The 20,760-nt window shown below is 45.7% G+C and carries 27 protein-coding genes and 1 pseudogene; 12 read left to right on the top strand and 16 right to left on the bottom strand.

Annotation, left to right across the window (positions count from 1 at the left end; genetic code table 11):
- Positions 1-411, bottom strand: a pseudogene (locus Q0C11_RS10960) (ATP-dependent helicase); the annotation flags it as partial.
- 279 nt (positions 412-690) lie between these two features.
- On the opposite strand from Q0C11_RS10960, the gene Q0C11_RS10955 reads away from it, so the two are divergent.
- From Q0C11_RS10955 to Q0C11_RS10915, 9 genes are all read left to right on the top strand, one after another.
- A complete protein-coding gene (locus Q0C11_RS10955; protein WP_293007902.1) occupies positions 691-1,014 on the top strand; it encodes a hypothetical protein in 324 nt (107 codons plus the stop codon).
- A 228-nt stretch (positions 1,015-1,242) separates the two neighbouring features.
- Positions 1,243-1,512 carry a hypothetical protein gene (locus Q0C11_RS10950; protein WP_293007900.1) on the top strand — a complete coding sequence of 90 codons (270 nt, stop codon included), beginning with the start codon at positions 1,243-1,245 and terminating at the stop codon, positions 1,510-1,512.
- A gap of 66 nt (positions 1,513-1,578) precedes the next feature.
- Positions 1,579-1,845, top strand: a complete 267-nt coding sequence (locus tag Q0C11_RS10945) for a hypothetical protein (protein WP_293007898.1) — start codon at positions 1,579-1,581, stop codon at positions 1,843-1,845.
- A gap of 106 nt (positions 1,846-1,951) precedes the next feature.
- Complete coding sequence (locus Q0C11_RS10940; RefSeq protein ID WP_293007896.1) at positions 1,952-3,061, top strand: toll/interleukin-1 receptor domain-containing protein; 1,110 nt, start codon at positions 1,952-1,954, stop codon at positions 3,059-3,061.
- Positions 3,062-3,147: 86 nt separating this feature from the next.
- Entirely contained in the window at positions 3,148-3,675 is a 528-nt protein-coding gene (locus tag Q0C11_RS10935) for a hypothetical protein (RefSeq protein WP_293007894.1), read from the top strand.
- 236 nt (positions 3,676-3,911) lie between these two features.
- On the top strand, positions 3,912-4,373 hold the full coding sequence (locus Q0C11_RS10930; protein ID WP_293007892.1) for an isoprenylcysteine carboxylmethyltransferase family protein: 462 nt from the start codon (positions 3,912-3,914) through the stop codon (positions 4,371-4,373).
- 95 nt (positions 4,374-4,468) lie between these two features.
- Positions 4,469-4,858, top strand: a complete 390-nt coding sequence (locus Q0C11_RS10925; protein WP_293007890.1) for a nuclear transport factor 2 family protein — start codon at positions 4,469-4,471, stop codon at positions 4,856-4,858.
- 310 nt (positions 4,859-5,168) lie between these two features.
- The gene (locus tag Q0C11_RS10920; RefSeq protein WP_293007888.1) at positions 5,169-5,651 is read left to right on the top strand and encodes a hypothetical protein; all 483 of its coding nucleotides are present in this window, start codon (positions 5,169-5,171) and stop codon (positions 5,649-5,651) included.
- A gap of 199 nt (positions 5,652-5,850) precedes the next feature.
- Positions 5,851-6,234: a lysozyme inhibitor LprI family protein gene (locus Q0C11_RS10915; RefSeq protein ID WP_293007886.1), complete on the top strand. Its 384-nt coding sequence runs from the start codon at positions 5,851-5,853 to the stop codon at positions 6,232-6,234.
- A gap of 261 nt (positions 6,235-6,495) precedes the next feature.
- Here the strand turns inward: Q0C11_RS10915 and Q0C11_RS10910 are convergent, their stop codons facing one another.
- The 14 genes from Q0C11_RS10910 to rpsF form a co-directional block, all read right to left on the bottom strand.
- Entirely contained in the window at positions 6,496-7,353 is an 858-nt protein-coding gene (locus tag Q0C11_RS10910) for a FoF1 ATP synthase subunit gamma (RefSeq protein WP_293007884.1), read from the bottom strand.
- Between the two features lie 7 nt (positions 7,354-7,360).
- The gene (locus Q0C11_RS10905; RefSeq protein ID WP_293007882.1) at positions 7,361-8,848 is read right to left on the bottom strand and encodes a F0F1 ATP synthase subunit alpha; all 1,488 of its coding nucleotides are present in this window, start codon (positions 8,846-8,848) and stop codon (positions 7,361-7,363) included.
- A complete protein-coding gene (locus Q0C11_RS10900; RefSeq protein WP_293007880.1) occupies positions 8,838-9,587 on the bottom strand; it encodes a F0F1 ATP synthase subunit delta in 750 nt (249 codons plus the stop codon). The genes Q0C11_RS10905 and Q0C11_RS10900 overlap by 11 nt, the downstream gene beginning before the upstream one ends.
- A gap of 15 nt (positions 9,588-9,602) precedes the next feature.
- Entirely contained in the window at positions 9,603-9,869 is a 267-nt protein-coding gene (locus Q0C11_RS10895; protein WP_292918985.1) for a F0F1 ATP synthase subunit C, read from the bottom strand.
- The gene (locus tag Q0C11_RS10890) at positions 9,866-10,543 is read right to left on the bottom strand and encodes a F0F1 ATP synthase subunit A (RefSeq protein ID WP_293007878.1); all 678 of its coding nucleotides are present in this window, start codon (positions 10,541-10,543) and stop codon (positions 9,866-9,868) included. Before Q0C11_RS10890 ends, Q0C11_RS10895 begins: the two co-directional genes overlap by 4 nt.
- Positions 10,543-10,854 (bottom strand): AtpZ/AtpI family protein, encoded by a 312-nt coding sequence (locus Q0C11_RS10885; protein ID WP_293007876.1) that lies wholly within the window; start codon positions 10,852-10,854, stop codon positions 10,543-10,545. Before Q0C11_RS10885 ends, Q0C11_RS10890 begins: the two co-directional genes overlap by 1 nt.
- Positions 10,821-11,228 (bottom strand): F0F1 ATP synthase subunit epsilon, encoded by a 408-nt coding sequence (locus tag Q0C11_RS10880; protein ID WP_293007874.1) that lies wholly within the window; start codon positions 11,226-11,228, stop codon positions 10,821-10,823. The genes Q0C11_RS10885 and Q0C11_RS10880 overlap by 34 nt, the downstream gene beginning before the upstream one ends.
- The gene (gene atpD / locus Q0C11_RS10875; RefSeq protein ID WP_367273751.1) at positions 11,225-12,613 is read right to left on the bottom strand and encodes a F0F1 ATP synthase subunit beta; all 1,389 of its coding nucleotides are present in this window, start codon (positions 12,611-12,613) and stop codon (positions 11,225-11,227) included. The genes Q0C11_RS10880 and atpD overlap by 4 nt, the downstream gene beginning before the upstream one ends.
- A gap of 133 nt (positions 12,614-12,746) precedes the next feature.
- A complete protein-coding gene (locus tag Q0C11_RS10870; RefSeq protein WP_293007870.1) occupies positions 12,747-13,967 on the bottom strand; it encodes a hypothetical protein in 1,221 nt (406 codons plus the stop codon).
- 124 nt (positions 13,968-14,091) lie between these two features.
- On the bottom strand, positions 14,092-15,480 hold the full coding sequence (gene dnaB / locus Q0C11_RS10865) for a replicative DNA helicase (RefSeq protein WP_293007868.1): 1,389 nt from the start codon (positions 15,478-15,480) through the stop codon (positions 14,092-14,094).
- 111 nt (positions 15,481-15,591) lie between these two features.
- Positions 15,592-16,047 carry a 50S ribosomal protein L9 gene (gene rplI / locus Q0C11_RS10860; protein ID WP_293007866.1) on the bottom strand — a complete coding sequence of 152 codons (456 nt, stop codon included), beginning with the start codon at positions 16,045-16,047 and terminating at the stop codon, positions 15,592-15,594.
- A gap of 11 nt (positions 16,048-16,058) precedes the next feature.
- Positions 16,059-16,343 (bottom strand): 30S ribosomal protein S18, encoded by a 285-nt coding sequence (rpsR, locus tag Q0C11_RS10855; RefSeq protein ID WP_293007864.1) that lies wholly within the window; start codon positions 16,341-16,343, stop codon positions 16,059-16,061.
- An 18-nt stretch (positions 16,344-16,361) separates the two neighbouring features.
- The gene (gene priB / locus Q0C11_RS10850; RefSeq protein WP_293007862.1) at positions 16,362-16,658 is read right to left on the bottom strand and encodes a primosomal replication protein N; all 297 of its coding nucleotides are present in this window, start codon (positions 16,656-16,658) and stop codon (positions 16,362-16,364) included.
- An 11-nt stretch (positions 16,659-16,669) separates the two neighbouring features.
- Complete coding sequence (gene rpsF / locus Q0C11_RS10845; RefSeq protein ID WP_293007860.1) at positions 16,670-17,095, bottom strand: 30S ribosomal protein S6; 426 nt, start codon at positions 17,093-17,095, stop codon at positions 16,670-16,672.
- Between the two features lie 242 nt (positions 17,096-17,337).
- On the opposite strand from rpsF, the gene Q0C11_RS10840 reads away from it, so the two are divergent.
- Genes Q0C11_RS10840 through trpC form a run of 3 tightly spaced genes read left to right on the top strand, consistent with a single transcriptional unit; the run spans position 17,338 to position 19,818 of the window.
- Positions 17,338-17,901, top strand: coding sequence for an aminodeoxychorismate/anthranilate synthase component II (locus Q0C11_RS10840; RefSeq protein WP_293007858.1), 564 nt, complete (start codon positions 17,338-17,340; stop codon positions 17,899-17,901).
- A 29-nt stretch (positions 17,902-17,930) separates the two neighbouring features.
- Positions 17,931-18,956: an anthranilate phosphoribosyltransferase gene (gene trpD / locus Q0C11_RS10835; protein WP_293007856.1), complete on the top strand. Its 1,026-nt coding sequence runs from the start codon at positions 17,931-17,933 to the stop codon at positions 18,954-18,956.
- A gap of 4 nt (positions 18,957-18,960) precedes the next feature.
- Positions 18,961-19,818, top strand: a complete 858-nt coding sequence (trpC, locus tag Q0C11_RS10830; protein WP_293007854.1) for an indole-3-glycerol phosphate synthase TrpC — start codon at positions 18,961-18,963, stop codon at positions 19,816-19,818.
- 16 nt (positions 19,819-19,834) lie between these two features.
- On the opposite strand, the gene Q0C11_RS10825 is transcribed toward trpC, so the two are convergent.
- The gene (locus Q0C11_RS10825; RefSeq protein ID WP_293007852.1) at positions 19,835-20,680 is read right to left on the bottom strand and encodes an HDOD domain-containing protein; all 846 of its coding nucleotides are present in this window, start codon (positions 20,678-20,680) and stop codon (positions 19,835-19,837) included.
- Positions 20,681-20,760 lie beyond the last annotated feature (80 nt).

Genomic DNA, 20,760 nt, shown 5'->3' with positions numbered 1-20,760 from the left:
CTGCAATAATGGATCGCCTTGCGTTTCCGCCAGCAGAATCCCGTCAGTCATCAATTTGATATAACTATCGGAACTGATCTTGTCCGAGAAGCGAACTTTGTAACCGACGGCCTGACCCAACGGGCTATTGAGCTCAGCAGCAATACGCGCAGCAACCGTCCGCGCTGCAATACGGCGCGGCTGCGTATGCCCGATCAGCCCATGCACGCCACGTTTGAGTTCCAGACAGATTTTAGGAATTTGCGTGGTTTTACCTGAACCGGTCTCACCGCAAATGATAACCACCTGATGATGCACAATCGCTTGTTTGATTTCCTCGCGGCGCACATTGACCGGCAGATCTTCTGCATAAGCAGGAGTCGGAAGATTGGCAAGCCGCTGGGTGATGATATCGGGAGAAAATTTTTTCATAGCGGTCTCAATTCTATTGCACAGAGAAGGCGTTAGGTCGCGGAACGAGGATAATATGTTTATATTTTAAGCTATGATAAGATTACCGCATGCAAAATTTCATAATGAACTTGACACCTTTTTCTGTAAATTGCGTTAGATACCATGCCTAAAAAGCTTGGGGCGATTGTGGAGATTTTGAACAGGGACGATGTTCGGGGTCGTGTGATGAGAGACGGCGCTTACTTTGACTCCATGGCCGGCTTGATGATCTCGGTCTATTTCACGAAGGTGCGGTTTATGCTCCTCCACGAACTAATCATCGACAGGTTGAGTTTCGATCAACGGATGCGCGTGCTTGAGAAACTTCCATACAAGAAACAGTACAAGGCCATTGAGGCAATGCCTGTCATTCGACAACTGCAACAGGTCCGCAATCTTCTTGCGCACGAATACAACATTCACCATCGCCACAAAAAACTGAGTACTGCCAATTGGCTGTACCTGTTTGACGACTATCCCAATTCCTACGAGAAGCCAGTGAAATTGGCTAAACGGCGGTTGGACCGATTGTTTGGAAGTCGTGAATTTGTGAAGCAAGTACCAGGTGAGCATGGTGTCTAACGACGCGTTCGAAAATGGACGCGCTATGAAAAACGGGGTCACGGAAAAACCAAGAGAGAAATGGGGGTCAGGTCCAGAATAAAAAAAATGGATGTATCATATGAATCATGACAAGACCACTCCGTTTAGAATTTCCGAATGCGCTTTATCACGTCACATCGCCTGAAATATGGTCGAATCTGAAAGGTCAGATTTATTTAGTTAGGGGATAAGGCTTTTGTCGCGGAGATGCAAAAAAGAATCGGCGCGGAAAAGGACGATTCAAATATACCCAAGCAGCAAAAGCGATCGATTGCAAAGCCTTTGCCTGAGATTGCAGCGCAACACAAAGACCCACATCGGCAATCATTGCAGCCTACAAAACAGGTGCATACAGCCAACGAGAAATCGGAGAGTACTATCAATTGCACACAACGACAATTGGGGTTATTCTTCGTAAGAGTAAGCATTCTTGATTCTGGATCTGACATCTTTTTCCATTCAAGCGGCATGCGCTAAAGCGCTCCCATTAATTTCACGCTTCACCAATGAGTTACATGATTTTATTAACACCAGGAGAAAAATATGACTGATGAAGTAACCGAAAAATCCGATCTAGAGAAATCGAAAGATATCATTTCTCAGCTAAAAGAAATGCACCATTACTCGAAAACTAATATAGAAAAGCTTGGAGAGTTTTGGCTTTTACTCGATGGGGAATTGAAGCAAAAGGAAAATGCGGAAAAACTTGATATATTGCTCACCCATCAAAGCGCATTTCATGACGCTTTAGAAGCTTTGATATCGGATTATGAAGTTGAGTGTAATCGCATCGAAAACGAGGCGCCGTAACCTAACCCTGTTTTAAATCCATTAAGAGCAAAGGCATGGTCAAGCGGCTTGAAGACTGGCCGTGAAGTAGTGATCAAGCAATGGCCGGAGATGCTGCGAAGCCTGAATGGTTAACAACGGGCTGGATATTATCTTTGTTTGGGCAACAAAAATCATTGCAATTGCAGCTTATAAAACAGTCACATACAGCCAATGGGAAATCGAAAAGCACTATCAATGCACCCAACAACGATTGGGGTTATTCTTCGCAAGAGCAAGAATTCTTGATTCTGGACCTGACACCTTTTTGCGCTCATACCTAGCCATGGCCACGATTAGGCAGTACTTTGAAACTGACTTCGACTATTGCCTCCGGGTAAAGATTAAGTACGACCTTGGTGGCGATTCGCATGAAGGCGCCGTTCTATACGACGCCAACGCGAAATCGTTCTTTGTTGCGTTCTTCTTTCCAGGCGTCGCGTGTACCTGCGAAAGCTTTCTAACTTTTCTCAGGTCGCTCAACTATGGGGAGACAGGCCTCAACCTCAATGGAGGAATAGTCCTCCCTAGCGCCAAACAATTTCCGGGACAATTGCGAGTGGAAAACTCTAATCCATTCGAAATTTATTATCAGTTGTTTGGCGACCCGTCTTGGAGAAACCTTTTCTCAATACACACCAGTCGCCGAGTGTTCTTCTACTCTGAGACCAACTTATCGTTATCCGAGATTGAGAGGCTTCAATCCGAAGCAGACATAATGGGCCATGACTTGCAGTTCCGCGCAGATGAGTACGCTTTTGGTCGTAGCCAGTTTGAGAAACCACAAGCCTTCATCAGCCACGACTCCAAGGACAAAGAGACAATTGCAAGACCGATCGCTCTAAACCTGCAAAGAAAGTTATGTCCGGTCTGGTACGACGAGTTTTCCCTAAAGCTCGGTGAGAACTTGCGGCAAAGCATTGAAAAGGGTTTGAAGGAGTGCAGAAAGTGCGTTCTTATCCTAAGCCCAAACTTCTTCGCCAATAACGGCTGGGGTAAAAAGGAGTTTGAATCCATCTTCACCCGCGAAATACTTGAAGAAACACAATTGGTATTGCCGATTTGGTACGGCGTCACAAAGCAAGAGGTGTACGAGTACAGCCCCAGCCTATTGAATGTGAAAGGTGTTGACTGGAGCGCTCTCGGAGAGGACGAAGTATGCAGGCAAATCTATCTTGCTGTTACCACTACGGAATAACCCATCATTCCACCGGACCTGCGCGAAAAGCCGCGCAGGTCCGGTGAATCCAGACGTTAGGCATATTCGTTGGCATTGGAGAAATAATGAACTTTATTACGTTCCAGATACAAAAGAGCAATCTCGACGAATTCATGGATCACTGGTCTCGGCTGTATCTTTACGATTCTGAAGAGAAGTACACATCGAACATAGGTAAGCCGCTTACTGAAAAATCACGCATTGAGTTGTTTGAATGGAAAAACGGCTCAAAAATATCTCAGAATAAGATGGACAGCATTTTAGAAAACTACCCGTTAGAATTTTCCGAAGATAAGGCTGACCGTTACCTAAACTATAAAAAATCTGGGGGTGCAATTTGGAACATCTTTTACCTGCACTGCCTTGACCCGTCCGTATGGCCGATATTCGATCAGCACACCTATCGCGCCATGAAATATCTAATGACGAGGAGCATCGTAGAAATCGGGAACACCAATAAAAAGAAATTTGAGAGCTACCTCAATGAGTACAAGCCATTCTTGGCATCACTTAAGCAGGCAGATTATAGAAAGACTGACAAGGCGCTATTTGCCTTTGGCCAATTTCTTAAAATCGCAGCAAAATATATCTAACCCTACATTCAATAGGAACGCGCCAAAAGCGACCGATTGCAAAGCCTTTGCCTGAGATTGCAGCGCAACACAAAGACCGCACAACGGCAATCATTGCAGCCTACAAAACAGGTTCATACAGCCCACGAGAAATCGGAGAGTACTATCAATTGCACCCAACGACAATTGGGGTTATTCTTCGTAAGAGTAAGCATTCTTGATTCTAGGTCTGACACCGCTTTTAAAAGGAGTAAATCGTGTTAGCTCTTGAACTTCGGATCCCCCCAGTTATTCAGGTAATCATTATTGGTGTCGCAATGTGGGGCCTATCATCTTTTTTTCCAGCATTTAATGCGTCTTCAATCGCTACCACAGCCGTCGGGGCTATCTTCATTTTAATCGGAATAGCGCTTGCTGCGCTTGGCGTGCTCGAGTTCAGAAAAGCTAATACAACGGTAGACCCACGTGTCCCTGATAAATCATCCCAATTAGTGGAAACTGGCGTTTATCGTATCAGTAGAAATCCGATGTACCTTGGCTTTCTCCTAATACTGTCCGGATGGGCGTTTTATCTGATGAACTATATGGCTTTTGTTCTGCTGCCTACGTTCGTTCTTTTTATGAATACCTATCAGATAAAGCCCGAAGAAAAATACATGATGCAAAAGTTTAGTAAAAAGTTCAAGGCATATGCTGCAAGGGTTCGGCGATGGATATAAAGCCTAGCCATTGGCTTCAAACAGATAACTCGCTGCGCTCCTAATTTACCGGTGAGCAAGGGGTTAGGCGCAATAAATAATGGGGCAATCTCCCAATGAATAACCTTACTGATATTCAATCGTTGCTTGAACAATGGGCGCACAGCACAAGAATGGGAGAGCAGGACAGTATCTTAAATAATCACTCCGAATCAGTCGTGATCTACGACGTATTGCCGCCAATGAAATATGAGGGAGTAGAAGAATATCGGAAAAGCTGGGATGAATGGCAACCTGAGACGACTGGTGAAAATATTTTTGACCTTCATGAGGTTAAGATTACAGTAGGTCATGATGTCGCATTTGCCTATGGGTTTATTCATTGTGGCGGCACTTTGCCTGATGGAAAGACATTTGAAGATTGGGTCAGAGCCACCTTTTGCCTGGAAAAACAGAATGGAAAATGGCTGATTACTCATCAACATATTTCAATGCCACGCGGCTAATTGTAGTTATGCTTTAAAAAGGCAATCGAAATAAAAAGCACAAACAGGGTCAGGTCGGGTTAACAACAGACTGGATATTATCTTTGTTTGGGCATTAAAGAATCATTGTAGATTACAAAACAGATGGATACAGCCAACGAGAAATCGGAGACTACTATCAATTGCACCCAACGACGATTGGAGTCATTCTTCGCAAGAGCAGGAACGTTGACACCTTTTTTTGACACGATCAGGTTTTGCTCACTGCGGGGGAATACGCCAATAAAAAGGCTGATATCTTGGCCAGGCTTTATAGGAAAGGGAGGCAGCAATGTTTAAGCAAAGCATTCTGGCTTTCAGTGCACTGATCTTAGCCGCGTGCGCACAATTGTCGGGCGGAATTTTAGGCGACAATGTCAACTTACCGCCGGATAAAGCAAGCGCCGAAACAACCAGCCGCACACCTGCCTGGGACAACACCATTCTTACGTGGGCACGGCAACAATACGGCTCAAGCCTATACGAACCCGTGCAGACGTTCTATGGGGATTTCACTGGTGACGGGGTTACCGACGCACTGGCTTGGGTGATGTTTACCGGTGGCGGTAACAGCGACATGCTGAACGTGGCGCTGTTTCGCAATGAGAGCGGGGTAATGGTCTATTTTCGAAGCACCGATGACGTATTCGGTATAGATCCGCGCAATGTCTTGTTTATGCCCGGTCGTATCACGTTGACATCCACCATGCCTCGACCAGGCGATCCGCGCTGCTGCCCGACCGGATCGCAGAATTGGGTGATCGACACAAAATGAGACTCCGGTTTTCCCGCTGCCAAGCTCTTACTATTCTCAAGTCTAAGCCGCTTCACGGTGTGGCTTAACCTGGCATTGGACCTTTACAAACATGCGAAAAATTTTCCTCTCTTTTCTTCTGTTGGCATCGATACCGCTTTCTGCCTTTGCCGAAGTCAAGTGCACAGACCGTCCCGAATGCTGGCCTGAAGAAAGCGCTATGCATACTGGGCTTCTACTCGTTCAGCAGTTGAATACCGTCGAGAAACTGTTGATGAGTAAGCATGATGAGCTAGTCAGGATCGTGTCCTCATCATCGAGTGCAGAAATCAAAGTAGATGAGCGGCTTCTGGCAGCACTCAAAACCCAGCAGTCGGCATGGCTGAAATATCGAACCGAAGAGTGTGAGTTAATCGGCTCTTTGACGGGTGCTGGTGGTACTTGGCCATCCACCCATGCTAATAGGTGTGAGGTTAACCATACAGAACAGCGCCTTGGTCGGGTTCGCTCTGCTATTCGTTGTATTGAGAAAATTCCAATCGAAAAACGGTTATTCGAACAAAACGAATGTTTACAGCAGCTTGCTGCGCTCACGAACAAATAGGCCCAACCCCTCGTTCCACCGGACCTTGAAAGCTAAAATGGGGTCTCGAACTAAGAAAATGGATTGCGCTGCAGGCTATGATAAGGTAGCAAAGCGGCCGATCGCGATACCTTTGTCTGAGATTGCAGCGCAACACAAAGACCGCATCACGTGCAGGTTCGCGTTAGCCATGTCTTCAACTGATTCATCACTGAGTCCACCGTGCCGGATTACTGCCAGCAACATTTTGAACGTTGGCCTAGCAAAATTAAGGCATAGGAGTCACCGACTTTTAAGCTTCTCCTCGTCACCCAATGCTTCTGCGCTGAGCAGAATAATTTCAATCTCTTCAGTAATTTCTTCTTGACGAAGTTTGTTGTAGCTCAAGCTTAATTGCGCTTGATTTTGCTGCAAATGATGAATGGCCTTATTCATATGCTCAAGCCGCTTACGATTCTCCACCATCAAGGATGCATAAAACACTTCGTGCAGTACAGCGTAAAGATATTGATCGGTTAATTGAGAAAGAAATTGATGAGGTTCCAGATTAAGTATCGGCGGATACGAAAAAGCTGAATTCTCGTCAGATACTGCTATTGGCAATAATTGCCGCAATTGGATCGTATCTGTTCCATCGTCATGATAAACAACACTGATACGCCCCAACTTAGTTAATTTCAATTGCTCTTGTAACCGATTGAGAGCCTGTATCAACTGTAGCAGCGTTTGCTGTATTTCCTCGGCAACGCTATGTCCCCCGATAAAAGCTGCAATGCGTGCGTCAGCTTGCAGTTTAACTTCAATTCCTCGCCCTACCGTCAGTAAAAGTATGTCTGATTGCTGAGGATGTGCATTTAGAAAATGCAATAAGGATTCGTTAAAATCACCGCAGAAACCTCGTTCGGAGCCTATCACAATCCAAAGTTGTTGCAAATTGTCCGGGTATGATTGCAGATGAGGATAAAAGCTCAGAAAATCCTGTGCGACTGCTTCAATGCTGGCAACAGATCTACGCTGCGTCGCCAGAAAAAACTCCAGCTTGTGGATTTCCAGCAAGGCAAGATTTTTCATAGCATTCATAATGCCTTCAATTTCATCCAAAGTTACCAGATGCTCTTTTATTTCACGCCGCTTGCTCATTTCAAATTTATTTTAGCCAAGCACGTATTAACGTTTTCCATTGATCACGGCCTTGGTCAATGTTTAAACTGGCGTCTGTAACTTGTTCTTGGAGCTGCATCAGATGCACTCTGATCTGATCCAGATCAAGGTTATCGAATAAACCCTCATTATAGGCCACCAACCATGCCATCTGAAATTCTACCGGCTGTGGTGAAAGCAGATCCTGTTTAAGGATTTCGCGAAGAATCTGTCCTCGCTTTATTCGTTCTTCCATACTGGCTTCCAGTTTCGAACCAAATCGAGTAAATACTTCCAGTTCCAAAAATTGCAGATAATCAAGTTTCATGCGCCCAGCTTCTTTCTTGATTGCTGCATGCTGGGCATTACCACCAATACGCGAAACCGAACGGGTAACATCAATTGCGGGCAAAAAACCACGCGCAAAAAGTTGACGATCAAAATAAATTTGACCATCGGTAATTGAAATTAAATTAGTGGGAATATACGCAGCAATCTCGCCCTGTTCTGTTTCAACAATTGGCAGTGCCGTCATGCTGCCGCCCCCCTGTTTTGCGGATAAACGCGTTGAACGTTCTAACAAGCGTGAATGCAGATAGAAAATATCTCCGGGATACGCCTCTCGGCCCGGGGGTCTGCGCAACAATAGTGAAAGCTCACGATAGCTGCGTGCGTGCGTGCTCAAATCATCATAAACAACCAGAGTGTCTCGTCCAGTAGCCATCCAAGCTTCTGCCACCGTACAACCAGCAAACGGAGCTAAATATTTAAGACCCGGCATGGCCGTCGCCTCTGCCACAACCACAACGGTATAGGCCAGCGCCCCGTAACGACGAAGCGTTTCTATCACACTGACTACGGTAGAACGCTTCTGCCCGATTAAAACGTAAATGCAATACACATTCTTGTCATGCTGATTGATGACAGTGTCAATCGCCAAGGTACTTTTGCCACTTCCATTATCTCCAATAATCAGTTGTCGCTGGCCTTTACCAATCGGGATCATGGTATCTATAATTTTATTGCCGGTGTACAAGGGCTGGGCTACGAAATCACGTGCGATAATTGGCGGCGAACGCACGTCCAGCAAACGATAGGTGCTAAAAGAAATAGATCCGGCACTATCAAGAGGGATGCCCAATGGATCTATCACCCGCCCCAGCAAAGCATCACCCACACCAATACTGAGTCGATTTCCCGTCAGGAAAGCTTGGGTTCCAGCAGTAAGCTGCCTCGTCTGATGCAGCAAGATTGCCCCTAACCGATCATGCGTCAGATGAAATACCAGAGCGCTGCTGCCATCTTCCAATTGCACCACTTCATCCATACAGGCCGAAGGCAATCCATTAATCCAGGCGATACCGTCACCCACAGAAATGACGGTACCTTGCTCCGACAAACGCAAACCGTATTGATACTGCGACAACCACTGAGCTTGCCTGGTTAAGGGAGAATCGGGTTGATTAGCATTAGCAATACTCGCATCATCCGGCATGCCGCAGCACCCCGCCAAATGACTTTAGTTCATCACGCAAATTAGCATGCAGAATCCATGCACCAATATCTATCTGGAACCCGGAAATCAACTCCGGATTTGTGTTAAATACAACCGGTAATGTTTTTCCCGTCACTTGGTGCAAGGAACGCGTTAATTCCTCACGTTTGCTGGTGTCCAGCGGGAAGGTACTTTGTATTTTGATCTGTAATCCAGGTTCCTCTGCAGCTACGGCGATCACATGTTTATCTTGCTGGCGGAGCCCCTGCAAATCTTCCATGAGAACTATGTAGAGCCTGTTTTCCAGCTCAGGGGAAGCTAATCGCATGAGTAGCTTATTGGTAAATGCAACACCCTGCGCGATACTCTTTTCTTCCGTCAATCTCTCAAACTCGTGTCGATTGCGTTCGGCCAGAACGCGGCGACGTTCCGCTTCTTCATTGATTCTTGTTTCTAGCTCGGCCAATTTACTTTCACGTATTGATGCCAATTCCGCGTTTAATTGTGCTTGGGCAGCTTCTTTTTTTGTCTCCCATTCGGTCAGGTATTGTTCATTCTTGGCTTTTAATTCATTCGCCTCATTTCTAATTTGCAGCGCATCAGACAACGATTTATCGATATCTGCTCGACGCCTGGCAATAACCCCGAGTACCGGCTGATACAAAAACCGTTTCAAGATCCACACCAAGATCAGAAAATTAATTATCTCAAGAACAAAAGTAGTCCAATCGAAGCTCATAAGTCTTATGATTTTTTAATGAACCAGATATTCCAGCAATGGATTACGAAACAGGACTATTAACACAATCACCAGCACATAAATCGCCAGTGATTCAATCATGGCCAATCCAATAAACAATGTGCGCATGATCGATTTCTCAGCTTCCGGTTGCCGCGCCAGCGCATCAAGCGCCTGACTGATTGCACGCCCCATGGCCAATGCCGGGAACATCATGCCTATAGCGACAGCTAATACCGCGCCTACGGTAGAAAGAACCGTAAACCAAGTCATATCACTCATATATCATTTCCTTTTTTACTTTCCTGTTGTGATTGCATTGCGCCCGCTACATAAATCAGCGCTAACATTCCAAATATATAGGCCTGTACTAGAGCCTCGATGACATGCAACATCAGCAAAGGCACCGGAACCAGCAAACCGGCCACCAGCAGAACCAGCAATGCGACCAACTCAAGACTCATAATATTACCAAACAGACGAACCGCCAGCGCAATGGTCCGCGTCACTTCGCTAATCAGATGGAAAGGCAACAATAGTGGAGTTGGGCTTAAATAATGCCTTAAATAGTTGCGAACGCCTACACTGCGTATTCCAAACCAATGAACCGATAGAAATACCAGCAATGCAAGTCCGGCAGTTACAGATAAACTTCCGGTTGGGGAATGTAATTGCGGTATCAGTCCGGTAAGATTTGCAATCACAATATATACCCATAACGTTGCAATAAACGGCAGCACCTGTTGCGTATGATCCGGTATAACAGCATTTATATTATCCTCTATCGCCAAGACTAGGCCCTCCAGCATGGTTTGTAACTTTCCCGGAACAAGCGCGAGGCGTCTAGTTGCAAGCCAGCAAAAAATACCTAATATAATCATAATCCCCCAAGTAGTCACCACAATGGAGGTAATACCGAAAGGCCCAACATAAAATACTACAGCTGGCATATCCATCAGTGATGTTCCCGCACATATAAATAGACATTGACCATGCCCATTATAAGACCTGCGACTATTAATCCAATGGTCCAGAGAATCGAATAACTTTCTGCCTTATCATCCAGCCAATTACCCAGATAAGCGCCAATGATAACTGGCAAAACAAAGAGCAAAGATAATGTTCCCATGAATACTGATTGGGCCAACAATGTTGGACGCTCTTTCTCAGCCCGTTGCATACGCTTGATTTGTTGTTCGACAGATTTGCGCAATTGCTTGTCATCCATGATCGCTACCCCCTGATTCCACTCCGTCCCATTTGCCATAAGCGGCGAAACATCTCCTGCTCCAATTGACGTAAGCTATCTTTGATTCTTTTTAACTGTGTTTCCTCAACCAACAATTGTTCCAGCAATCCTGCGCTGATACGTTGATAATCGGTATCAGAAAGATAACGACGTGTACTGATGTAAAGTTGGTTATCCAGGTAATAAAGAATCCCGCCGGGGAATGCCAGATAGCACCAATCGCCATTCTGTAAGCGATAACGAGCCAATCCATAATTGAGCGCCGTCATCATACGGGCATGTCCAGCAAGAATACCGAAACTACCTGAAATATCCGCCCCCACAAAACAGGTTAACTCATCTACACGACTGTATTGCGTGGCGCTTTGAAGATGCAAAGTAAATGTCTTCACTCCTCCTCCTGCATTGATCCGCGCATATAGCATTGTTCCTCTGGAACGGCATCATAATCACCATTTAGGAAAGATTCGCAGTCAGTCAGTGTTTGATCCAACTTAACAGAAACCCCTTGAATACCGCTATGCGCATCCATCACATGGAACGGTTGCGTCAGATAGCGCTGTAACTTACGTGCACGCATAACAATCCGCCGGTCTTTTTCTGACAATGCTTCTAAACCCAGCATCGCAATAATATCTTCTAATTCATGGTAACGCGCAAGATGTTCACGCACATTCTCAGCAACCTGGTAATGACGATCGCCGAGAAATGCACGGTCCATCATTTTGCTCGATGATTGCAATGGATCAACTGTGGGATATATACCTTTGGCTGCTTGGCTTCGGGATAAAATAACTGTCGTATCCAAATGAGCCAGAATCGCACTCACAGCAGGATCCGTCATATCATCTGCCGGCACATACACTGCCTCCACCGCGGTGATATTACCTGCACGTGTCGAAATGATTCGTTCCTGCAATTCCGCCACCTCACTCATCAAGGTCGGTTGATAACCCACGGTTGCAGGCATGCGTCCAAGTAAGCCGGAAATTTCACTGCCCGCCTGGACAAAACGAAATACATTGTCCATCAACAATAAGACTTCTTTACCTAAAGTATCGCGAAGGTATTCGGCATACGTCAGCGCTGACAAACCCACACGAAACCGCACCCCCGGAGATTCATCCATTTGCCCAAACAGCATCAGCGTGCGCGGCATCACACCAGCATCTTGCATTTCATGCCACAACTCGTGGCCTTCGCGGATTCGTTCCCCGACGCCCGCAAAGACAGAAACACCCTGGTGCAAGCTGACAATTGCATGCATAAATTCCATAATCAGAACGGTTTTCCCGACACCAGCGCCACCGAATAACCCTGTCTTACCGCCTTTAACAAAAGGGCAGAGCAAATCTATCACCTTAATTCCGGACTCCAGAATGCCCTCAGAAGGCATCGTATCAGTCAGCAAAGCGGGAGATGCAATGATATTGCGCATTTCCGATGTCTGCAGGGGCGATTCGCCATCAAGCGGTGCGCCAAACATATCCAGCACACGGTTTAGGCAATCAGGCGTAACCGGGATACGCAAAGGCCCGCCACTATCAAACACTTTTAAGCCGCGTCGAAGACCTGCCGTTGAATGCAAGGCGATTGCACGCACATGGCGTGCATCAAGATGGCGGTGAACTTCGAAAATATAATTCTGGTGATCAGCAATACAGAATAAAGCTTGATGCAATGGCGGCAAGAATTCACAAACCACATCAACAACGGGTCCATGAATTTCCTCTATGACTCCTACCGGATCATTAGAAGATTCTATAGCCTGAAGCATTTGATCCATGAAATCGAACTCCTTGGCCTGTACGTGTCAGTATCCCGATCCTTTCGCAAAGTATGCTCTGAATTAACTACTTTAAGTTTTAATATCGTATCTACTTTCGAGTAACTTTTTCAAATTCTCTTAACTATTTAGCAATCGTAATACTCGGCACTCCGATGCGCGGAAGGTCTGTGACGGTCATTTGGAACAGCAGGAACAAAAGCTGAAAGGCATCCCGATTCCAGCGCGCATGCGATCCTACCGTATTGACCGCATAGTACCGGTCATTCCAGCGGATAGAAAAATCGACATCGGAAGGAAGCGAATTTGAGGCCATAAATTCCATGGTTTGATCAGGATTCTCGTTGTGGAGGATGGGTGGCGTTCTAGCATCTTTCTCGACATGATATCCCTTCTCATAGCCAAGTGATTTGCCGAGAAAACCAAGAATCGAGTGAAAGCTCCTCAGCCGGAACACGCCGCTCATCGGCCATTCGCCGCCATAATGACCGGCACGGATATCAAACGCGATATCGCTGACATCCCAGTCTCTAGCGCGCTCGTTCAGCGCTTCTCGCTCTTCTTCGGAAAGTCTATCAGGATCATAGTTGGTAATCAGAATTGGCCCTGGGATTTGTTTACGCAACGTAAAGGTATCGTCCTCAGTATGATAGTGCACGATAAATTCCTTTTGCAGAGACTGAAAGCTATCAGGCGCAATCGAACTGGACGGAATCTTCCAGGTATGATTCAACAACAATGGCTCAACATACAACTGGTTATAATCCTGAATCGCCGAGAAATGCAGCACCATGCGGCGAAACGTTTCATAACCGGCTTTATCGGAAGGATTGTTGCGAAAAACACTCTGTTGCTCGAGGTCCATCAGGCGTACTTCCTGCGCCATCATGCGCAACAACATGTCGACATCAAAGTGCTGACGCAGCAACAACGTTAACTTGCTTTGCGGAAACGGCGTGAGCAAACGTTGAGTAAACTCTTCCCCCTCAATCGGAACAATGCTAATCGTTGGGCTCTCAGCCAGGCTGCCGCCAAAAATTGGCATCAGCGTTGCGCCTGCAAGCCCTCCTAGCGCGGGTGTAGCACCAGCATTGGCAACGAATGTGAAGGTGGCCGCAATATTGGATACACCGGTAAAATGCACCGGTTGACGGTAATGCGCACGGACGATATTAATCAATAGCTGCTGCGATATGGAATCGGTAACCGCCTCATCATAGGCGATCACAGCACGATTCAACGCCATCGGCGATACACACCCGACCAAGAGGATCATGACGGACAGGCACAACAATCGTTGCAAGAATGACCACTGATATCTTGATTGCTTCCTTTTATACTTCACCGATCATCTCTCTAACCTGAAACACGCCTTTTCAATATAAAATACACAATTCCGTTATCTGTGCAACGCTCTGGAAGTTAAATGCAGATTTTCAAAAAAACAGTCATCGGGTAATAAGATTCGATTAATAATATTCCGGTCTGGCATGGCTTTCAAAGCGTGTATATTCGCCCAGGAACGTTAGATCAACTTTTCCGATCGGACCGTTACGCTGCTTGCCAATAATGATTTCGGCAATTCCTTTATCTGGCGAATCTGGGTTATACACTTCATCGCGGTAAATAAACAGAATCACATCGGCGTCTTGTTCAATCGCGCCAGATTCACGCAAATCCGACATAACCGGACGTTTGTTGGGTCGTTGCTCAAGACTGCGATTGAGCTGTGACAACGCAATCACCGGCACTTTCAATTCTTTCGCCAGCCCTTTCAATGCGCGGGATATTTCCGAAATTTCCGTGGCGCGATTCTCCCCCTGGCTACTGGAGGACATGAGTTGCAAGTAATCAACCACGATCAAGCCCAGTTCACCGTACTGGCGATACAGCCGCCTGGAGCGTGCCCTGAGTTCAAGCGCATTCAACGCCGCCGTCTCATCAATAAAAATAGGCGCCTCATTCAGTTTGCCTAAGGCGTGCGTCAGTTTGGGCCAATCCTCATCGTCCAGACGACCGGTACGCACCTTATGTTGATCCAGTTTTCCCACGGACCCCAGCATCCGCATGGCCAGCTGCGCGCCTCCCATTTCCATGCTGAACACTGCAACAGGTTTGTTTAACTCCAGTGCCACATGTTCTGCAATATTCAACGAAAAAGCGGTTTTCCCCATGGATGGCCGCCCTGCAACTATAATCAAATCACCCGGCTGGAATCCGGATGTCTTTTGATCAAGATCGTGAAAACCCGATGCAATTCCGGTTACATTGCTCGGATTATCCTGGCTGTATAGCAACTCTATCCGCTCGACCACTTGCCGCAAAAGCGGCTGAATGCCCGTGAAACCTTCTTTACCACGCGCACCTTCTTCAGCAATCTCAAACACTCTCGCTTCTGCTTCATCCAATAAATCTGCAGCGGAGCGCCCCACCGGGTTATAAGCGGAATCTGTGATGTGCACACCCACTTGCGCTAAATTTCGCATGATCGAGCGTTCACGAACAATTTCCGCGTAGCGTTTAATATTTGCCGCCGAAGGCGTGTTCTGCACCATGGCGCCAATATACGCAAGCCCGCCGATAGTCTGCAGCTCCGCTGATGTTTCCAGCGATTCTGCCACGGTAATGACGTCGGCCGGTTTGTTCTGTTCAATCAGTTTACAAATATGATGATAGATCAGTTGGTGATCCTGCCGATAAAAATCGCCATCGGTAATGACATCGGCGACTTTCTCCCACGCGTCATTGTCCAGCATCAGCCCTCCGAGTACCGATTGTTCGCTCTCAATCGAATGAGGGGGTGTTTTATAGGGATCTATAAGCTGATCCTGATGGAGACTGATCGGTGATTGCGCCATAGGTATCGAAAACTCAGTTGAAGGATGTTTGATTCTACCACTTGCTGAATCACAAATGAAAAAAGGACTACGAATAGCCCTTCTTTCAAACAAACCAATAAAATTATTCTATCAGAGCACGGAATCACCCAGTACTGAGACAGTAATAATCGCTGTCACATCGCTATGCAGCGAGACCGTCAGTGGATAGTCGCCCACTTGTTTTAATTGACCATTTGGCATATGAATCATCGCTCGGTCAACTGAAAAACCCAGTCCAGTAAGCGCCTCGGCAATATTTGCATTGGTGACAGAACCAAATAATTTCCCATCACTGCCTGCTTTCTGAGTAATTTGCACCAACAAACCCTCAAGTTTTGCCGCAACAGCCTGGGCTGCCGTTAAAATTGCAGCTTGTTTCTTCTCCAGCTCTACCCGCTTGGATTCAAATTCTGCAATAGCCTGCTCAGTGGCACGTTTTGCCTTACCTTGCGGGATCAGATAGTTTCTGGCAAAACCACTTTTAACATTAACCACGTCACCTAATTGACCCAAATTACTTATTTTTTCCATCAAAATGATTTGCATATCATTTCTCCCTAGTGACGATCCGTGTAAGGTAATAATGCCAGAAAACGAGCTCTCTCTATTGCCGTACCCAGCTGGCGCTGATAAAAAGAAGTCGTGCCGGTAATCCGCGCTGGAATCACCTTGCCGTTTTCATTAATGAAATCTTTTAAAATTTCAATATCCTTATAATCTACCTGTTTGATGCCTTCTGCGGTGAAGCGACAAAACTTTTTGCGCTTGAATAAAGGACGATTGGCTTTTTTATCTTTTTCTTTTTCCTTACTGTCTTTACGCCTACTAGTAAAACGTGCCATATTTATTCCTATTTATAATTAAATGAGTTCAATTTGATCTGAGTGCAACACCAACTGTTGATTCATATGACTCTTTCTATTGAGAAATCCGGTGAGCTTAACTCTGCTGTTAATCTTGAATTCGGCAACGGCCAAGGCCAACTCCCCCATCACGACCACAGGAATATCAAAGACTATTTGCCTCACAACACCTGCTTCTTTTTGTTGAGATCCATGACTTACCGTAAATTCAGTCACGGCAGTACCGGCAGGGGTGTAGCGTAAAATGCCTAATTTGACGATTTTCCCGCAAATAGTTGTCTGATTACATTCCAATTGCTGACAGACTATACAGTAGCAGCAACACCGGGCTCTTCTGAAACTTCATCAGAACCCGATTCATCCGTGGTCTCTTCTGAACCTGACGAGCTCGCGGGACCGGGACCGGCTCTCTCTACCTGACGCATCATCGGCGATGGTTCAGTGACAGGCCCCTTAGTTTTAATGGTTAAATGGCGTAGAATCGCATCACTGAATTTGAAAGCATGATCCAAGTCATCTAGAATTTCCTGATCACATTCAATATTCATCAATACATAATGCGCCTTATGAACTTTCTGAATCAGATAAGCAAGCTGGCGGCGTCCCCAATCTTCCACACGATGAACTGTGCCGTTCTTGGAAGTTACAATGCCACGATAGCGCTCGATCATTGCAGGCACTTGTTCACTTTGATCAGGATGAACAATAAAGACTATTTCGTAATGTCGCATAAATTCCTTTTGGGTTATGAGCCTCCCATCAATCACAATGGTGAGACAAGGTTGAAAACCGCATTATTTTACTGAATTAATAAGGCAATATCAAATAGAGTTCAAATAACCGCGAATAATATTATTCGCATACCAAGCGAACTGGTAAAATTTATCAGCTTGACCCAAGGGTTTCGACATTGGATTTTATATTCTTTCAAAAACTTCAGAAATAACCATTACAAACAACGCACACAAAAATCATGTTACTAATGATTGATAACTACGATTCTTTTACCTATAACTTGGTGCAGTATTTTTCTGAATTAGGAGAAAAGGTTGTTGTATACCGAAATGATGAAATCACTCTGGATAAAATTTCACAGTTAAACCCCGAGCGAATTGTGATTTCTCCAGGCCCCTGCACTCCGAATGAAGCAGGCGTATCGCTGTCTGTCATTTACCAATTCAGCCAGAATATCCCCATTCTAGGTGTTTGCCTGGGGCATCAAAGCATCGGACAAGCATTTGGCGGGCGGGTTATTCATGCGAAACAATTGATGCATGGCAAGACATCTCCGATTTATCATCATGACATCGGAGTCTTTCGCGGCTTACCGAACCCCTTTATTGCCACTCGCTACCACTCTCTTGTCGTTGAGCGCTCAACCCTGCCCGATTGTCTAGAGATTACGGCATGGACTCAAGACGATGAAATTATGGGCGTACGCCATAAAACCCTAGCTATTGAGGGCATCCAGTTTCATCCTGAATCTATTTTGAGTGAGCATGGACATCAAATGCTCGAGAATTTCCTTAATCGTTGAATCAATCGAACTGAAATAAAGGCAATCTCATGAATCCACTAGAAGCGCTACAACGGATCATCGCGCATCAGGAAATATTGCATGATGACATGATCGTTCTAATGCGGAAAATCATGCAAGGTGAAATTTCACCGATGCTCATCGCCGCAATCATTACCGGTCTTCGGGTAAAAAAAGAAACGATCGGAGAAATAGCTGCCGCGGCACAAGTTATGCGTGAATTTGCGACCAAAGTTGATGTTCTCAATGACACTCATTTAGTCGATACTTGTGGCACAGGCGGAGATTCCCTACACACCTTTAATATCTCAACAGCATCGGCCTTTGTGGCTGCTGCCGCAGGCGCTCGGGTCGCCAAGCATGGTGGCAGATCAGTTTCGAGCAAATCCGGCAGCGCTGATGTGCTGGAAGCACTGGGCGTCAATCTCAACCAAACACCCCAGCAAGTTGCCCAAAGCCTGGATGAGATTGGCGTCGGTTTTATGTTCGCCCCCAATTATCATTCCGCCATGAAACATGCTGCTCCGGTACGACGTGAATTAGGCATCAAAACTTTATTTAATATTCTGGGACCATTAACAAATCCCGCCAACGCCAAAAGGCAGGTGTTGGGTGTTTTCAATGAGGATCTGGTGAAAACCCTAGCCCATGTGCTGCAACGTCTGGGCAGTCAGCACGTACTGATCGTGCATGGCAAGGATGGACTGGATGAAATTACGATCACCGGTGAAACGATCATCGGTGAATTAAAAAATGACCAAGTAAACATTTATAACGTCAAACCGGAAGATTTCAGTCTTAAATCCTCTGCCATCGAGACTATCCAGGTTAGCAGCAATGAAGATGCGAAATTAATGCTGCTTTCAGTGCTTAAAAACAGCCCTGGACCTGCACGGGATATTGTTGTAATGAACGCCGGTGCCGCAATATATGCTGCTGGAGTCGCTGACACACTCGGATTGGGAATCAGGGCGGCACAGAGAGCCATCGAAAGTGGCGGCGCGTTGAAAAAACTTCATGATCTAGTGGAATTTACTAATAGAAATCCGAATTAAAAACATGCCTGATATTCTAAATAAAATACTCACCGTCAAAAAACAGGAAGTAGAGGCTGCTAAGGCATTAAAATCTTATCCAATCTTACTTCAAGAAGCACAATCCGCAGCATCGCCACGAGATTTTGTCGCCGCCATTCAAAATAAAATCGCTGCCGGAAAATCGGCGGTCATTGCTGAAATTAAACAGGCCAGCCCCAGCAAGGGCGTTCTGCGTGGACGTACTTCGGAGAACGCACAATCATTTGAGTTCATCCCTGCCGAGATAGCTAAAACCTATGCTCAGCATGGCGCAGCTTGTCTTTCCGTATTGACCGACGAACAATTTTTTATGGGTAGCCCCCAATATTTGCAAGCTGCAAGAAGTGCCTGCTCACTTCCAGTCTTACGTAAGGATTTCATTCTGGAAGATTATCAGATTGTCGAAGCACGTGCGATGAATGCAGATTGTATTTTGTTGATTGTAAGTGCTTTCTTACTGGAATACGGCAATCAACCGGGAAGCCCAAAAAATGAACCTCTGGAGCGCATGTTAAAGCTTGAACAACTGGCTCACTCACTGGGAATGGCTGTTCTGGTAGAGATCCACGATGCTGCTGAACTGGAAATGGCTCTACAGCTATCAACGCCATTAATTGGAATCAATAATCGTAACCTGCGTACTTTTGAAACATCACTCGATACAACCTTAGAATTACTACCCTCAATCCCATCTCAGAAAATTATCGTCACCGAGAGTGGAATTCATACGCCAGCAGATGTTGCGCGCATGCGCAGTCACCAAGTTAATAGCTTTCTGGTCGGGGAAGCTTTCATGCGCGCGGAAGATCCAGGCGTTGAATTGGCACGTCTATTTTCGTAATTGATAGTTTATTTGTTCAGGCAAGGCTGGCACTTTCGTGTTGCTTGTTAGCGCCGACGATGGTCATGACGTCACACACTTGCAGGTGCAAAAGCTTTGAAATATCTTCATAATCGTCCGGCAATGCAGCATCGTCCCAGCCATTAGCGGAGTGCCTGGCCAGATTTACTGCAAGTATGACATTGCGAACTCGCTGTAATTTTGCATGCTCATCATCCATCAGTGTAATCAGTAGTTCAGGCAATTTCCATCTGACAGCAAGCTCATGTTGCAATTGATTTAAAGTGAATCCCAGAATTTTTTCTTGTACTATTGCACTCCTTAATGCCTTATTCTGTTTTTGTAGTTGCTTGATCTTCAGCATTTCAGCGGGCGCGAAGCACCACATCAACATTTCTGCGATATCGTGCAACAGGGCGGCCAAACGGATATCAGCAAAATGCAAGTCATGCAAACGAATTGCCCAGTCATAAGCATAAGATGCCGCCATATTGGAACGATGAGTGGTTTTCAACAAATAAATAAGTGCATGCATATTATTGCGCCCAAGAACTTCTTCGGCCAATGGTTGAGCAGGAATTTTCTTAAGCATCGTTTCAAGTCCGAGCATCATTACAATTTGCTCAGCTTCCATCACATCGTGCTCTTGGGAGCGGTGCTTATGATCTTGCATATAGCGCATAAGCTTTAATGTCATCAAGGGGTCATTTTTCACGACATGTGCATAATTTCGTGCATTCAAGTTCTGTTCATCTTGTGTGAGCATTTCAAGATTACGCGCAGTTTGTTTGAGAACAGGAATTTCTGCCCTTGTGAGGAAATTGACCCAATCTGATAGTTTTCTTGAGACTGGTTGAGGCATTTTTGAACTCCTGAATAATATTGCGTGAAATTTCTTACGACATTTCTTTATAAACCTTGAGGAAACAATAGGCTACCCCT

The organism is Nitrosomonas sp. (genome assembly GCF_022842015.1).
GTDB lineage: Bacteria > Pseudomonadota > Gammaproteobacteria > Burkholderiales > Nitrosomonadaceae > Nitrosomonas.
This window is presented reverse-complemented; position numbering and strand designations above follow the sequence as displayed.